The sequence below is a fragment of the Haloarchaeobius baliensis genome (assembly GCF_052060055.1).
GTDB classification, from domain to species: domain Archaea; phylum Halobacteriota; class Halobacteria; order Halobacteriales; family Natrialbaceae; genus Haloarchaeobius; species Haloarchaeobius baliensis.
The window spans coordinates 2,033,349-2,046,792 of the sequence record NZ_JBPPFR010000001.1; the positions used below are offsets into that span (position 1 = coordinate 2,033,349).

Here is a 13,444-nt window from a genome sequence, read left to right on the forward strand (position 1 = left end):
GTCGTGTGGTGACCGCTCCGGGTCGGTGTGGGGTGACGACGGCGGCGGGGCCGTCATCTCGCTATGGGATCATGGGATGGATCGTGTGGCTCGGGTGAGCCGCCCGTTCTCGGCTCAGGCCGGCGAGCCGTTGCCGAACGGGTTCGCGTTGTCGCCGTTGTGGCGGCACTGGACGGCGGCGAAGTCCAGGTCGAACTTCACGGAGTCGGTCTGGATCTCGTTGCCGACCTCCACCGGGACACACCACTTCATCGCGACGCAGTGGGTGCCCGGGAGGAAGCAGTACTCGTCGTCCTCGCTGGACTGGCCGAGCAGCGGGAGCGCCTCCAGCTTGAAGCCGCTCGCCGCCGCATCGTTGAGCTCTGCCAGGGTGCCCTCGAAGAACACCACCTCACCCACCACGACGGACTCGATGATGGACTCGTAGATGTTCGGGAGGACGATGGCGAGGTCGTCGGCCGACGTGTTGTAGTAGTCGGTGCCGTCGCCGTCGCCGGGGTTGTTGACCGCGGTGCCGGCCATGTCCCGGAGCAGCTGGGGCTCGCCTGCGCCGGGGTCGTTGATGTCGATGACGATGATGCGGGTGCCGCCGGCCTTCGCGTCGTTGGCGGCCTGCAGCTCGTCGACGTTGCTCTCGAACTGCTCACCGTCGGTGAGCAGGATCATGATCTTCTGGGCGCCCGAGCGGGCGTTGGCGCTGAGGTAGTTGTCGCCCTCCTGCACCGCGAGCCCGAGGGCCGTGCCGGTCACGCCCTCCGGGACTGCCGCGATGCTGGAGATGGCGTTCTGGACGTCGGCCTCGACTCCCGAGGGGCCGAACTCGACGCCGGGTGCCTGTGCGTCACCGATGTAGTCCTCGTTCCCGAACGTGAACACGCCGATCTCGGTGTCGGCGGTCTCGTCGAAGACGATGGTGGCGAAGTCGCCCGCGGCGTCCTTCGCGACGGCGAGCTTGGTGGTCGAGCCACCCTGGCCGTCGGAGATGATGCCGCCGTACTGGCTGTACTCCATCGAGCCGGAGATGTCCTGCACGATGAGGATGTCGCTCGTGCCGGCGCCCTCGGTGATGGTGTTCGAACAGTCCTCGTCGTACCAGAGGGTCACGTCGATGTTCTCGGCGAGCTCGCCCACGTCGGGCGAGTCGTCGACCTCCCCCTCGGGCTCGGTGAGCCCGTTGTCGACGTCGTCGTAGACGCTCCCGCGCATCCAGAGGTAGGCGGGGTTGTCACAGATGTGGAGACTGACGGTGACCTCACCGCAGTCGCCGGGCTTGACGTCGTCCAGCTCGAAGACCGGGATCTCCTCGCCGTCGATGAAGCCCTCGGTGTCACAGGCGAACCCGAGGTCCGCGCGCTCCTCCCAGGTCATCGGTCCGTCGGTCATGCCGATGAGGCCCTGGTCGATGAGCTGCTGCTCGGTCGGCGCCTGACCGATTATCTCCCAGCCGTTCGGCCCGTAGTAGCTGGCCTTGTAGTCGAGCTGGAGGTCGAGGCGACCGGCGGTCAGGCTGTTGCCGACGAAGCCCTCGCGGTCGTTGAACAGTGCGGTCGTGCCCAGGCCCGCGCCCGCGGCTGCCACACCGACCGTTCCGAGTCCGGCGAGGACCGTCCGCCGGGTGATGTCGTATGTCTGTTTTTCGGTCATTGTTGTGTGTACTCCCCCCTTACGGGGAACGACCCACCGACGGAGTCGAACCGTCGTCGCGGTCCCTGTGACCGGTGGGCCACCGTCGCGCCCCCAAGCACGACGGTCGAGGCAGTCAGTTCAGTCGTCGGTCTGTTCAGACGGTGGTGTTGTTGCCGCCGGTGCTGTTGTTGTCGCCCATGTCGCCCATGGGGTTGTGGCGCGACTGTTCGGCGTCGACCACGAGGTCGAACATGACAGAGTCGGTCTGGACCTCGTTGCCCACCTCGGCGGGCAGGCACCATTCGAAGCCGATGCACTGCGTGGTGACGGCTGCGTACGGGTCGCGCTCCTCCGAGGTGCGGTCGCCGTCGAGCGGGATACCCTCCGCGAGTTCGGCGAACACCTCTGCCATCGTGCCACAGATGATCTCCTTCTCGCCCTCGAGGACGAGCACGGCGATCTCCTCGTAGATGGTGTCGAGGTCGGCCGGGTCGGGCGCGATGAACGCGTCCCCGGGGTTGCTGGCGATGTCGTTCTCGAGGAACGCCTCGTCGGCGTCGCCACCGAGTGCGATGGTGAAGATGCGGATACCGTCGTTCTTCGCATCGGTCGCAGCCTGTTCGGCGTTCGTCGGGCTGTTGACGACACCGTCGGTCAGGACGATCATGACCTTCGAGGCGCCTGCGGAGGCATTCGAGCCGGTCATGAGTTCCTGGTTGGCAAGCGAGATGCCGGCGGTCATGTTCGTGCTGCCACCGGCCGTGTACGCCGCGATGGCGTCCTTGACGTCCTGGTAGACGGTCGTCAGCTCCTGGTCCAGCGTCGCACCGCCGCTGAAGGAGATCGCTGCGGCCTCGTCGGTCCCGGCGAGGTTGTCGACGAAGTCCTGTGCGGCGGTCCGGAGCGCGTCGATCTTCGGGCCGCTCATCGAGCCGGAGACGTCGCTGACGAGTGCGACCTCGAGCTCGCCGGACTCGCCCTCTCCGCCGGGCTCGTAGACGTTGTCACAGTCCTCGTCGTACCAGACGCAGACCTCGATGAGGTCGGCGAGCTCGCCCATTCCGGTGGTGTCCTCGCCCTCCGCGGAGAGCTCGGGCTCGGTCTGGCCGTTCTCGTTGTTCGCGTAGACGGACCCGGAGAGGTCGAGCCACGCGGGGTTGTCACAGATGTGGAAGCTGATGGTGACCTCACCGCAGTCACCGGGCTTGATGTCCGAGAGCGTGAAGACGGGGATGTCGTCTCCGTTGACGAGGAACTCGTCGGCCTCCTCGGAACAGAACGCGAACCCCTCGCCGGTGACGAGGTCCTCCCACGTCTGCATGTCGGCCGGGCTGGGTGCCTGGTCGAGCAGGTAGCGGCCCTCACCGAGGTCCTCGGCGTCCGGGTAGCCCATGGCGACGATGTCGTCGAGGCGGCCCGCGCCACCGAGGTAGGTGGCCTTGTAGTCGAGCTTCAGGTCGAGCGAACCCGCGGTGAGCGAGTTGCCGATGAAGCCTTCGCGGTCGTTGAACAGTGCGGTGGTGCCGAGGCCCGCGCCTGCGGCGGCGACACCGACGGTGCCGAGTCCGGCGAGGACTGTCCGTCGGGAGATGTTGTGTTGCTTGTCGGTCATTGGTCTATTACTCCCCCCTGAGGGGACGACCCGGCGACGGAGTCGAACCGTCGCGAGAGACCGCTCCGGGTCAGCGGTGTCCGAGCAGTGCGGCTACTCGAAGACCAGGTCGAGGGCGACACCCTCCTCGGCGGAGGTGTCGTAGTCGCCCTGCAGCGTCACGGTCACGTCGCCGGTCACGCTGAACGGACCGGAGACCTGCGCGCCGCTGGTGTTCACGATGAGGTGCTGGATGTCGCGCGGGCCGACGCCGTCGTCGTTCGACGCCATCACGGTGTCGGGGCCGACCAGGCTGATCGCGTCGCCGTCGACGCTGAGCGCCAGGTTGTCGACCGCGATGGTTGCCTCGTCGACCTTCCCCTGGACGGCGAAGCGGCCGGTCGGGGCCGGGATGCCGTCGGCGATGGTGACGCCGTCGAGCGTGAACGAGGCGGTGCCGGCGCCGTCGTACTCGTAGGCGAACGGGACCGTCGCACCGGAGGTCCACGCGTACTCGCCCTTGGTCGCGCCGACCACGTCGGGGCCGACCGCGAGCTCCCAGGTGTTCGTCCCACCGAAGCGGGCCCGGGCGAACGAGCCGGCGACGAGGGGCGCGAAGCCGCTCCCCTGGCTGGTGGTCACGGCGGGGTTGTGCCGCGACTGTTCGGCGTCGAACACCAGGTCGAAGCTGACGGAGTCGGTCTGGACCTCGTTGCCCACCTCGACGGGCAGCTCCCAGTAGAAGCCGATGCAGTACGTGCTCGCACCGGGGACCGGGTCGAACTCGGGCGTGCTGGCGTCGCCGTCGAGACCGACACCGGCCTCGAGCGCGGCGAACGCGTCGGTCATGCTCCCCTCGAAGATGACCACTTCGCCGTCGTCGAGGACGTTGTTGCAGTTCGGATCGTACCACATCGTGACCTCGATGAGGTCGGCGAGCTCGCCGACGCCGTCGACGTCGTCGCCCTCGTCGGCCAGCTCGGGCTCGGTCTGGCCGTTCTCGAGGTTGTCGTACATCGAGCCGGACATCGTCACCCACGCGGGGTTGTCACAGATGTGGAGGCTGACGGTGACCTCGCCGGAGTCGCCGGGCTTGACGTCGTCCAGCTCGAAGACCGGGATCTCGTCACCGTTGATGAGCAGGGCCTGGCCCTCCTCGGAACAGAAGTCGATCTCGCCGCCGAACTGGTCCTCCCACGCCTGCGCCTCGGCTGGCGTCGGGACCTGTCCGAGCACGACGTTGCCGTCGGGACCGTCGTAGGTCGCCTTGTAGTCGAGCAGGAGGTCGAGCGAACCCGCGGTGAGCGTGTTGCCGAAGAACCCCTCGCGGTCGTTGAACAGTGCGGTGGTGCCGAGACCCGCGCCCGCGGCGGCGACGCCCACGGTGCCGAGGCCTGCGAGTACGGTACGCCGAGTGATGTGTTGTCTGTCGGTTGTCATTGGTGTGTTCCCCCCCTGTGGGGAAGACCTGGTGACGGAGTCGAACCGTCTGTCCCACTCCAGGTCGATTGCAGCCCGTCTTCGTATGCAGCCCACACGGGTCGGGGATAGCGAGGGTGCGTCGCTCCCCGATGCCCTCGGTGTGGCTGCTCCCCCTTCGACGGGCCAACCTACCCTCCGACACCTATCGACTTACTTATGCTCTACTTTCGTCCTCTCAGCGTCCCGTTGCGTTCCGGTCCGCTGTTGCTACCACCGAAATTGCCGCGACCGGTATGGTGGCCGGACACGGGTCGTCGGACACGTTAGGACCGCCTCTGCTATCGGTTTCCACGTCGAATCCTCCCACGGCCGACACGGCGACCGTACTGACTGTAATGCGACCGGATAGAGACGCCTGCCGTTTCTCGACCTCGAACCTCTCCGAGAACAGACCATTACAGTCGGCCCTTGCGACGGCCGAACGACCGGTGTCCGCTCCCCATACCTATCCCCCCTACGCGTGTACTGTACTCCCGACGACGCTACCGGGGCGTCATGGGGGGACAATGTTACTCAACAAGACACGCACAGTATCCGATTCGGACGTGTTCGCCATTCTCAGCAACCCACGCCGCCGCTACACGCTGGAGTACCTGCGCCGCCACGACGAGAGCGTCGCCCTCCGCGACCTCGCAGAGGCCATCGCGACGGTGGAGTCCGGCGAGTCACCGGCCCCGCGGGCCGTGCGCCACGCGGTGTACGTCTCGCTCCACCAGACCCACCTCCCGATGCTCGACGCGGCCGGCGTGCTGGCGTACGACGCCGACCGCAAGCTCGTCGAGCTCCTCGACTCCGCCCGCGACGTGGAGCGCTACATGACCATGACGACCGTCTTCGGCGTGACCTGGGCCGAGTACTACCGCGCGCTCGGCGTCTTCGGGCTGTTCCTCGTCGTCGCCGCCCTCGCGAACGTGCCGGTCGTCTCCGCGATTCCGCCGCTAGCCTGGGCCTCGACCTTCCTCGCGACGTTCGCCGTCTCCTCGGCCTACCAGCTCTGGGGACAGCGTCGGGGTCTGCTGCGCGCGCTGTTCTGAATTACTGTTTCTCGTGGCGATTCAGTTCTATCGGTGAACCCGGAGAGAGGGACAGCGACGACTGGACCGTCTGGACCTCTCTCGGCGACGGTCTGTACCCGTCGAGTCCTGCTGGATCACCGACGCGTCTGCTGCTCGTCGAGTACCGGGAACCGAGGCTCCGGAATCCACGATGGTTCGGAGATTAACACCTATACCTGACACCCCGTTTACTGCCTGTATATGCAATTCTGTGGCGAGTGCGGTTCGTTGATGCATACGGAAGGCGATACGTGGGTGTGTCGCTCCTGTGAGAACGAAGCGCCGCGGGACTCGCAGGCGGAAGCGGCGATGGCGACCCACGATGGACAGCGGGACGACGGGCCACCCGACGTGGCCGACGCGACCGAGGGCAGCACCGAGACGGTACAGGAGCCCTGTCCGGCTCGCGACTGCGACAGCGACCGGGCCTCCTCCGAGATGATGCCGAAGCCGGGCGGCTCCTACGAGGTCCGGCTGTTCACCTGCGTCGAGTGCGGCCGGAAGTGGCGCGAGTCCTGACGTGACAGTTCGTGAAAACAGGCGCAGCGAGCGTCGGGTCGACGTCTCCGACACGAAAAGACGATCGCTGCCTGGAACCGCTGTCTCCAGTTCCTGACGAGGCCACGGAGAGACTCGCTCGTAGCGGGATGTCAGGTCCCTGTCTCTCCCAACCAGTCCACTCAGCCAACAACCCGGATGAAACCACGGGATTCGAGTGCCAGAAGATCGCCTCTCAGGCCGGCGTCGCGGCCATCGACTCGTCGAAGGGCAGCTCGAACAGCCGGGCGTCACAGCCCTCGCAGTTCGCAGCCACGACGTCGTACGACCGGCAGCAGGACTCCACGACGTCCGTCCCGAACGAGACGTCGCCGTCGCAGGTCGGACACCGGTCCAGGAACATCCGGAGGCCGGCCAGCAGCTCGCTCCGGTACGCGACGGGCATCGCCTCCCAGTCGTCGAGTCGGGCCGCGAACACCGGGGCTGCCGCCATGTCAGCGACGAACGCTGCACGGGACTCCCACTGTCCCATCCACTCGCCGTCGTACCACGCGACGAAGCGGCCGGGGCGTGCGTCCAGCCGGATCTGCTCGACGTCGAGGTCCGCGAGCGCGGCCAGCGCCGCACGCTGGCTCGGCTTGTCCGTGAGCAGCTCCATCTCCGCGTACCACGCGGTGGCGAACTCGCGGTCGAGCTCGAGGTCCCTCTCGCCCGGCGCGACCGCACCGGAGTCGACGAGCAGCTCCTCGACCGCGAACGACTCGGCGTCGAACCGGGCCGGTCCCTTGTCGAACCACGCCAGCAGCCAGTCCGGGAAGTACCGCTTCGTCAGTTCGGGTGTGCCCGGTACGAGGTAGCCCCGCAGGTAGATCGCCGTTACCGAGACGAGCGCGACCCCGACGGCGAGCACCGGCGAGAGCAGGAACGCCCCCGCCGAGAGCACGCCCGCGATACCGAGGTTCGTCACGGTACACGGTATGCAGCGGTTCTCGCCCGTGTACTCCGGGCGCCGCAGCTGGTCGAATATCGATCCTCTCCCCCTCCTTGCTGTCGTCCCTTCCATCGTATGTTCTCCCGGAACGGTCGCTCGATGCGCCGATTCCTCGGTAGGATTACACCTCTGAGCGACATAGGTATGACAGCAGTACCGCCGGTACGGACGCGTGACCGGATTGCGGAAATTTGCGCTTCTGGTCGTTCCGAAGGGTACGTTTTCTCGCCCCGGTCGCTCGATTCTCGCACCGTGACAACGACTGTGCGGACCACCGGCACGGTTAATACTGATAAAGTACCTTTAGTATACAGGGGGAACAATGAACAGTATAGCTGAAGGTGAGGGGAGGAGCGACGGCGCACCCGAGTCGCCCGAACTGTCGACGAATGGACAGCCGAGCACCGACGTGGTGTACCAGACGTTGAGCAACCACCGCCGCCGGTCCGTCCTGCGGGCGCTACTGGCGTCTGAGCAACTGACCGTCCGCGAGCTGACGGCCTACGTCGCCGCGCGGGAGTGTAACGTCCCCGTCCCGTCGCTCGAGTACAAGCAACGAAAGCGCGTCTACACCTCGCTCGTCCAGACGCACCTGCCGACCATGGCGAAGAACGGCGTCGTCGACTACGACAAGTCCAGGGGCACCGTCGCGCGGACCGACGCGACCGCGGCGTTCGCACCGTACCTGGACGAGCAGCTCGTCGAGACCACCGTGTCGGCCCCCGTCTGGAGCATGCGGTACATCGCGCTCGCGGCCTCGTTCGCCGTCGTCGTCGCGCTGGGCTGGCTCGGCGTGCCGCCGCTCGGGTCGATGCCCGGATTCGTCTACGGCGGGCTGTTCGCCGGCGTCCTCGCGGTCACCGCGGGTGTGCATCTCCGCAGCGAGCGGCTGGCGGCCGAGGCGGATGGGTCCGACCGGAACGCCGCACGGACGCGCGACTGGCAGTTCTGGCGACGGACCGGGTGAGAGAAACGAGCCGCGAACTTACGCGATGAGCTTCTCCTCGCCACGCTCGACGACGACGCGACACGGCGGGGAGATCTTGTTGTAGGCGCGGCGGAAGGCGTCCTTGACCTCGGGGGCCTGGTCGACGGTGCACCAGCAGGTGAACAGGCGCTCGCCCTTCTGAACTCGTGCTGCTGTACCGACGATCTTGCCGAAGGCCTGGCGCATACCGTCCGAAACACGGTCGGCACCCGCACCGGTGGCCTGCTTGTTCTCGCGGATGACGTGGTGCGGGAACTTGCGCAGGATCATGTAGTAGTTGCCCTCGCCGAGGGTCTTGATGAGGTGGCGGTTCGCCGAGAGGCGCGAGGCCTCCAGCGAGCCGTGACGCAGCTGGCACTCCTCCTCCAGAACCAGCGAGATCTGGACCGGCCAGTCGTCGGGGTCGCTCGCGGTGTCGCCCATCTTGTGCTGTGCGATCTTCGAGCCGGGGATGCCGGTGATGTACTCGCGTCGTGTGTACGCGGGCTTGGAGATCTCCCGGTACATCGACGCCGGTTTATCGGACATGGTCTTGGCGTAGCCTCGCGCCTACGCCGGTAAAGTACTTTCGAGGCCGTCTCGCTACTCCTCCGTGACCCGTGGGTCGAGCCAGGCGTAGGCCACGTCCTGGAGGAAGTTTCCGGCGATGCCGACGTAGGCGACGACCATGGTGGTGCCGAGGATGAGCGGCATGTCGCGGTCGCGGATGGCCTGCAGCCCGAGGTCGCCCAGTCCGGGGATGTTGAACACGAACTCGATGACGTACACCTGCACGACGAGTGTGCTGACGAGGTCCGCGAAGAAGAGCGAGAGCAGCGGGAGCGCGGCGTTCCGGAGGACGTGCCGGACGACACGGACGTTCGACGCACCTTTCGCGCGGACGAGTGTGACGAACTCCTCGCCGAAGTAGTGGGCGGACTCGGCGCGGACGTAGCGCAGCTGGCCGGCCGCGAGCGTCGTCGTCAGCACGGCCGCGGGGAGCAGGTACGGGACGAGGGTGTCGGGCTGGGCGAGCGAGACGGTCGACGGGTAGCCGACCGGCAGCCAGCCGTACCACTCGGCCCCGGCGAGCAGGGCGAGCTCGGCGATGAAGAAGTTCGGCAGCCCGAGTCCGAGGTAGCCGATGGAGGAGACGGCGTTGGCAACCCGCGAGTGCGGGTTCAGGGCGGCGTAGGAGCCGACGGCGAGCGCGATGCCGAAGGAGGCGACGACGGCGGGCAGCACGTACGCGAGCGTGACGGGGACCGCGTCGGCGATGAGCCCGGTCACCGGCGGGGCTGGTCTGTCGCTGAGCGCGCCGCCGAACTGCCCGACCGACCGCCCCCAGTCGAGCATGGTCACGTCGATCACCCAGGAGAGGTACCGCTCGTGGAGCGGGTCGTTCAGGTTCTTCGCCTCGCGCACGGCGTCGACCGCCGCCGCCTGGTCGTCGACGGACTTGCTCTGGCTCAACCAGCCGAGGTTCGGGTCCGGCATCGTCGCGACGACGACGAACGCGACCGTCATGACCGCGTACGTCGAGGCGACGGCGAACGCGAACCGGCGGGCGAGGAATCCCAGCCGGCTCACGGACCGCCACCGGTACGGCACGTACCTCGGAGCATCGTCCGAGGAATCGTGGACTCGACTGTTATACCGGTCGATATCTCAAACGACTGTTTGACTCTTGGTACCATTTTACACCATCCGCGTCCCACTCGGACCATGGCCGCCGCAGACGACAGCGGATACCTCGCCGCGAGGGCCACCCGACGATGAGCGATACCGGCCATCGCTTCGAGGACGTGGACTGGGACGAGGTCGCCGCGAGACGTGGTCGGCCCTCCCCACGGACGCTCACGTACGCGACGGGACTCCTGTTGCTGACGGTCGGCTTCCTCTACGACACGTTCCTCGTCCACGGTCGACCGACGTTCGTGGCCGTCGGCCCCAGGGTCGACCTCGGGTTCTTCCTCGTCACACCGCTCACGTGGGACCTCGGTCGGCTCGACTGGCTGTTCCTCCTGTCCCTGCTGACGTTCGCCTGCTACGTCCTCTGGCCACTGGCCGTCGACGGCCGGCTGCGGCGGCGGCTCTGGCGCGAGTTCCGCGGGCGCCCCGTCGCGCTGGCCTGCCTCTGCTACCTCGTCGTCGTGTTCGTCGTCGGGCTGTTCGGCCCCTTCGTCTGGACGCCGGACGTGAACTTCAGCCACTCGCACCAGCCGCCAGTGTTCGCCCGCGGCCCCGCCCAGTTCGCCACGCCCTGCGTCGGCCCCGAGACGCGGGCGTCCTGCTACGGCTCCTGGCAGTACCCCCTCGGGACCGACCCGTTCGGCTACGACATGTGGGCCGTGCTCGTCTCCGGCGCCCACGTCGCGGTGAAGGTCTCGCTCGTGACGGCGACGCTCATCGTCCCCGTGGCGACGTTCGTCGGCACCGTCGCGGGCTACGTCGGCGGCCGGCTCGACTCGGCGCTGATGGGCTACGTCGACGTCCAGCAGACCATCCCGGCGTTCGTCGCCTACATCGTCCTCTCGTACTGGGGCCGGTCGCTGTTCCTGTTCGTGCTCGTCTTCGGTCTGCTCTCGTGGGGCGGGCTCGCCCGGCTCGTCCGCTCGGAGGCGGTCCAGCGCCGCGAGACCGGCTACGTGCTCGCCGCGAGGAGCGCCGGCGCCGCGGACAGCGCCATCGTCGCCCGGCACATCGTCCCGAACGTCTCGAACGCCGTCCTCACCGGCCTGACACGGCAGATCCCGCTCATCATCCTCGTCGAGGCAGCCATCTCCTACATGGACATGAACGACATCATGGTCATCTCGTGGGGCGAGACCATCTCGGGAGGACTCCACGGCACCTTCGCCTACTTCCCCGAGGTCTGGTGGCCCGTGCTGTTCCCGGTCGCGGCACTGACGCTGACGGTGGTCGCCTGTTCCATCGTGGGCGACGTGCTGCGGGACGCCCTCGACCCGCGGTCGGGGTGACTCAGTGCTCGCCCGACGACGCGCTCTCCTGGGCGGTGTCGGTCCCCGCACCGCCACGGAACGAGTGCCAGAGCCAGAGCGCCGAGACGAGCGCGACGACGGCAGCGAACAGACTGATCATCGCATCGACGGCCTCGGGGTCGGGCGTTCCGAACGTCTGGTAGACGAGCAGCAGCGACAGCAGGAGCGCGATGGTGATGAGCCACCGCCGGATGGAGCGGAGGAGGGCCTCGGTCATGATTGGGTGTGCTGCGTGGAGCGTGAAGTGTCTTGCCTCCCGCTCGGTATCCTCATCGTGACCGGGCGCCTCCGATGCTGTATGCCGACCGTGCAGACCGACGACATCGAGACGTACTACGTCCGGCAGGGTGACGGTCCGCCGGTCGTGTTCGTACACGGGCTGCTCATGAGTACCAGCATGTGGCAGCCCCAGGTGGACGCCCTCGCGGACTCGTTCACGACCATCGCGTACGACGTCCGTGGCCACGGCCGGACCGGCGGCTCGGCGCGCTCGTCGTACGCCATCGAGCTGTTCGCCGCGGACCTCGCCGGGCTGTTCGACGCGCTCGACATCGAGCGGGCCGTGGTCTGTGGACTCTCGATGGGCGGGGCCATCGCGCAGTCGTTCGCCGCGGCCAACCCCGACCGGGTCGCCGGGCTCGTCCTCGCCGACACGTTCCCCGCCGGCCCGCTGCCGCTCACCGGCCGCCTCGCCATGGCGAACATCCGGTTCCTCGCCCGACTGGACCGGCTCGTCGACTACCGCACGCTGAACCGCTGGCAGCTCCGGGTCGGCGACAGGCTGCTCCCCGGCGTCGCCGGGGACGGTGAGACCGTCCAGCGCCTCGTCGAGGAGGCCCCCCAGATCTCACACGACGAGTTCGTGAAGGTCGCGGATGCGACCGCGGGGTTCCAGCACGAGCGCGTCGACCTCTCCACGGTCACCGCGCCGACGCTGGTCTTGCACGGCGAGCACCTCCCCACGGCCAACGAGGAGACGACGGACCGACTGCTCGCCCAGCTCGAACACAGCGAGACGGCCGTCCACGTCGTCCCGGACAGCGGTCACGCCTCGAACATCGACAACCCCGAGTTCTTCACCGCCCGGCTCCGCGAGTTCCTGTCCGAGACGGTGTATCCCGACGTGGTGGCCGGCGGCTCCGGTGTGTAGGCTGGTCGAACCGGATTCGAGAAGTGCCTGGGAGGGGTTTTGAACCACGGTCGGACGTGCTCGCTGCGCTGCGCTCGTCCTCCCTGGTACAAATCCCCGACGCTGCGCTCCTCTCTCACTCACTCCGTTCGTTCGAGAAGTGCTCGGTAGGGGATTTGAACCCCTGTCCTCGGCTCGAAAGGCCAAGATGATTGGCCGGACTACACCAACCGAGCGCATCAGTTCGTTCCCGGTGGGCGATTTTAAACCTTCCGTTCCCGCCGGATTCCGGCACTGTGGCACACGCGGAACTCACCGGGTCCTCAACCCTTAACCGGGACCCGCGCCAGGGTGCGAGCATGAGACGTGTGCGCTTCCGCGACCCGGCCGGTGCGGTCCGGTACGGCGAGTGGGACGACGGCCAGATCGAGTTCGGCGACCGGACGTTCGGGGAGGACGAGGTGGACGTGCTCGCGCCGTGTGAGCCCTCGAAGATCGTCTGCGTCGGGCGGAACTACGCCGAGCACGCCGACGAGATGGGCAACGACGTGCCCGACAGACCGCTGCTGTTCCTGAAGGGGCCGAACACGGTCGCCAGCCACGGCAGCGAGGTGACGTTGCCCGCCGGCAAGGACCGGCTCGACTTCGAGGCCGAGCTCGGCGTCGTCATCGGCGAGCAGGCCAAGGACGTGAGCGAGGCTGACGCGATGGACGTCGTCGCCGGCTTCACGTGCGTGAACGACCTCTCGAACCGCGACGACCAGCGACGGGAGACGAACTGGGTCCGGGGGAAGGCGTTCGACGGGGCAGCGCCCCTCGGCCCAGTGCTGGCGTCGCCCGACGAGGTGCCCGCGGACGCGGCGGTCCGGTCGTACTGCAACGGGGAGCTGCGCCAGGACTCGACCCGCGAGCTGATGCTCTTCTCGGTGCCCGAGCTCATCGCAGAGATCACGAGCTACATGACGCTCGAACCCGGCGACGTGATCGCGACCGGCACGCCGGAGGGCGTCGGCAAGCTCGAGGACGGCGACGAGGTCGTCATCGAGGTCGAGGGCGTCGGGCGGCTGGTGCACACCGTCGAGATTCCCAGCGCTTAAGTTTTA

The 13,444-nt window shown here is 67.5% G+C and carries 13 protein-coding genes and 1 tRNA gene; 6 read left to right on the forward strand and 8 right to left on the reverse strand.

All coding sequences use genetic code 11. The features are described from left to right. Positions 1 to 114 precede the first annotated feature (114 nt). From ACSG06_RS10390 to ACSG06_RS10400, 3 genes are all read right to left on the reverse strand, one after another. Complete coding sequence (locus tag ACSG06_RS10390) at positions 115 to 1,644, reverse strand: vWA domain-containing protein (protein WP_440990182.1); 1,530 nt, start codon at positions 1,642 to 1,644, stop codon at positions 115 to 117. A gap of 136 nt (positions 1,645 to 1,780) precedes the next feature. Then, positions 1,781 to 3,238 (reverse strand): vWA domain-containing protein, encoded by a 1,458-nt coding sequence (locus tag ACSG06_RS10395; RefSeq protein ID WP_440990183.1) that lies wholly within the window; start codon positions 3,236 to 3,238, stop codon positions 1,781 to 1,783. A gap of 93 nt (positions 3,239 to 3,331) precedes the next feature. Next, the gene (locus tag ACSG06_RS10400) at positions 3,332 to 4,657 is read right to left on the reverse strand and encodes a choice-of-anchor W domain-containing protein (RefSeq protein ID WP_440990184.1); all 1,326 of its coding nucleotides are present in this window, start codon (positions 4,655 to 4,657) and stop codon (positions 3,332 to 3,334) included. Between the two features lie 548 nt (positions 4,658 to 5,205). On the opposite strand from ACSG06_RS10400, the gene ACSG06_RS10405 reads away from it, so the two are divergent. Further along, positions 5,206 to 5,733, forward strand: a complete 528-nt coding sequence (locus tag ACSG06_RS10405; RefSeq protein ID WP_440990185.1) for a DUF7344 domain-containing protein — start codon at positions 5,206 to 5,208, stop codon at positions 5,731 to 5,733. 222 nt (positions 5,734 to 5,955) lie between these two features. Further along, positions 5,956 to 6,273: an RPA12/RPB9/RPC11 RNA polymerase family protein gene (locus ACSG06_RS10410; RefSeq protein WP_440990186.1), complete on the forward strand. Its 318-nt coding sequence runs from the start codon at positions 5,956 to 5,958 to the stop codon at positions 6,271 to 6,273. 214 nt (positions 6,274 to 6,487) lie between these two features. Here the strand turns inward: ACSG06_RS10410 and ACSG06_RS10415 are convergent, their stop codons facing one another. Then, positions 6,488 to 7,315 (reverse strand): DUF8054 domain-containing protein, encoded by an 828-nt coding sequence (locus ACSG06_RS10415; RefSeq protein WP_440990187.1) that lies wholly within the window; start codon positions 7,313 to 7,315, stop codon positions 6,488 to 6,490. 250 nt (positions 7,316 to 7,565) lie between these two features. On the opposite strand from ACSG06_RS10415, the gene ACSG06_RS10420 reads away from it, so the two are divergent. Next, positions 7,566 to 8,210 (forward strand): DUF7344 domain-containing protein, encoded by a 645-nt coding sequence (locus ACSG06_RS10420; RefSeq protein WP_440990188.1) that lies wholly within the window; start codon positions 7,566 to 7,568, stop codon positions 8,208 to 8,210. 18 nt (positions 8,211 to 8,228) lie between these two features. Here ACSG06_RS10420 and ACSG06_RS10425 read toward each other — a convergent pair whose 3' ends face one another. Next, positions 8,229 to 8,759, reverse strand: a complete 531-nt coding sequence (locus ACSG06_RS10425) for a 50S ribosomal protein L16 (protein ID WP_440990189.1) — start codon at positions 8,757 to 8,759, stop codon at positions 8,229 to 8,231. A gap of 54 nt (positions 8,760 to 8,813) precedes the next feature. Continuing rightward, the gene (locus tag ACSG06_RS10430; RefSeq protein WP_440990190.1) at positions 8,814 to 9,800 is read right to left on the reverse strand and encodes an ABC transporter permease; all 987 of its coding nucleotides are present in this window, start codon (positions 9,798 to 9,800) and stop codon (positions 8,814 to 8,816) included. A 185-nt stretch (positions 9,801 to 9,985) separates the two neighbouring features. Between ACSG06_RS10430 and ACSG06_RS10435 the strand changes: the two genes are divergently transcribed. Then, positions 9,986 to 11,191, forward strand: a complete 1,206-nt coding sequence (locus tag ACSG06_RS10435; protein ID WP_440990191.1) for an ABC transporter permease — start codon at positions 9,986 to 9,988, stop codon at positions 11,189 to 11,191. Position 11,192: 1 nt separating this feature from the next. On the opposite strand, the gene ACSG06_RS10440 is transcribed toward ACSG06_RS10435, so the two are convergent. Next, on the reverse strand, positions 11,193 to 11,429 hold the full coding sequence (locus ACSG06_RS10440; protein WP_440990192.1) for a hypothetical protein: 237 nt from the start codon (positions 11,427 to 11,429) through the stop codon (positions 11,193 to 11,195). 81 nt (positions 11,430 to 11,510) lie between these two features. Here ACSG06_RS10440 and ACSG06_RS10445 point away from each other — a divergent pair, with 81 nt between their 5' ends. Continuing rightward, a complete protein-coding gene (locus ACSG06_RS10445; protein ID WP_440990193.1) occupies positions 11,511 to 12,362 on the forward strand; it encodes an alpha/beta fold hydrolase in 852 nt (283 codons plus the stop codon). Positions 12,363 to 12,502: 140 nt separating this feature from the next. Here the strand turns inward: ACSG06_RS10445 and ACSG06_RS10450 are convergent. Continuing rightward, a tRNA-Glu gene (locus ACSG06_RS10450) sits at positions 12,503 to 12,577 on the reverse strand. Positions 12,578 to 12,700: 123 nt separating this feature from the next. Here ACSG06_RS10450 and ACSG06_RS10455 point away from each other — a divergent pair. Next, positions 12,701 to 13,438, forward strand: a complete 738-nt coding sequence (locus ACSG06_RS10455) for a fumarylacetoacetate hydrolase family protein (RefSeq protein WP_440990194.1) — start codon at positions 12,701 to 12,703, stop codon at positions 13,436 to 13,438. Positions 13,439 to 13,444 lie beyond the last annotated feature (6 nt).

Coding starts and splice junctions, on each gene's coding strand:
- ACSG06_RS10445 (WP_440990193.1), top strand. CDS start 11,511: ATGCCGACCGTGCAGACCGACGACATCGAGACGTACTACGTCCGGCAG.
- ACSG06_RS10400 (WP_440990184.1), bottom strand. CDS start 4,657: ATGACAACCGACAGACAACACATCACTCGGCGTACCGTACTCGCAGGC.
- ACSG06_RS10390 (WP_440990182.1), bottom strand. CDS start 1,644: ATGACCGAAAAACAGACATACGACATCACCCGGCGGACGGTCCTCGCC.
- ACSG06_RS10425 (WP_440990189.1), bottom strand. CDS start 8,759: ATGTCCGATAAACCGGCGTCGATGTACCGGGAGATCTCCAAGCCCGCG.
- ACSG06_RS10455 (WP_440990194.1), top strand. CDS start 12,701: ATGAGACGTGTGCGCTTCCGCGACCCGGCCGGTGCGGTCCGGTACGGC.
- ACSG06_RS10405 (WP_440990185.1), top strand. CDS start 5,206: ATGTTACTCAACAAGACACGCACAGTATCCGATTCGGACGTGTTCGCC.
- ACSG06_RS10415 (WP_440990187.1), bottom strand. CDS start 7,315: ATGGAAGGGACGACAGCAAGGAGGGGGAGAGGATCGATATTCGACCAG.
- ACSG06_RS10440 (WP_440990192.1), bottom strand. CDS start 11,429: ATGACCGAGGCCCTCCTCCGCTCCATCCGGCGGTGGCTCATCACCATC.
- ACSG06_RS10410 (WP_440990186.1), top strand. CDS start 5,956: ATGCAATTCTGTGGCGAGTGCGGTTCGTTGATGCATACGGAAGGCGAT.
- ACSG06_RS10420 (WP_440990188.1), top strand. CDS start 7,566: ATGAACAGTATAGCTGAAGGTGAGGGGAGGAGCGACGGCGCACCCGAG.
- ACSG06_RS10395 (WP_440990183.1), bottom strand. CDS start 3,238: ATGACCGACAAGCAACACAACATCTCCCGACGGACAGTCCTCGCCGGA.
- ACSG06_RS10435 (WP_440990191.1), top strand. CDS start 9,986: ATGAGCGATACCGGCCATCGCTTCGAGGACGTGGACTGGGACGAGGTC.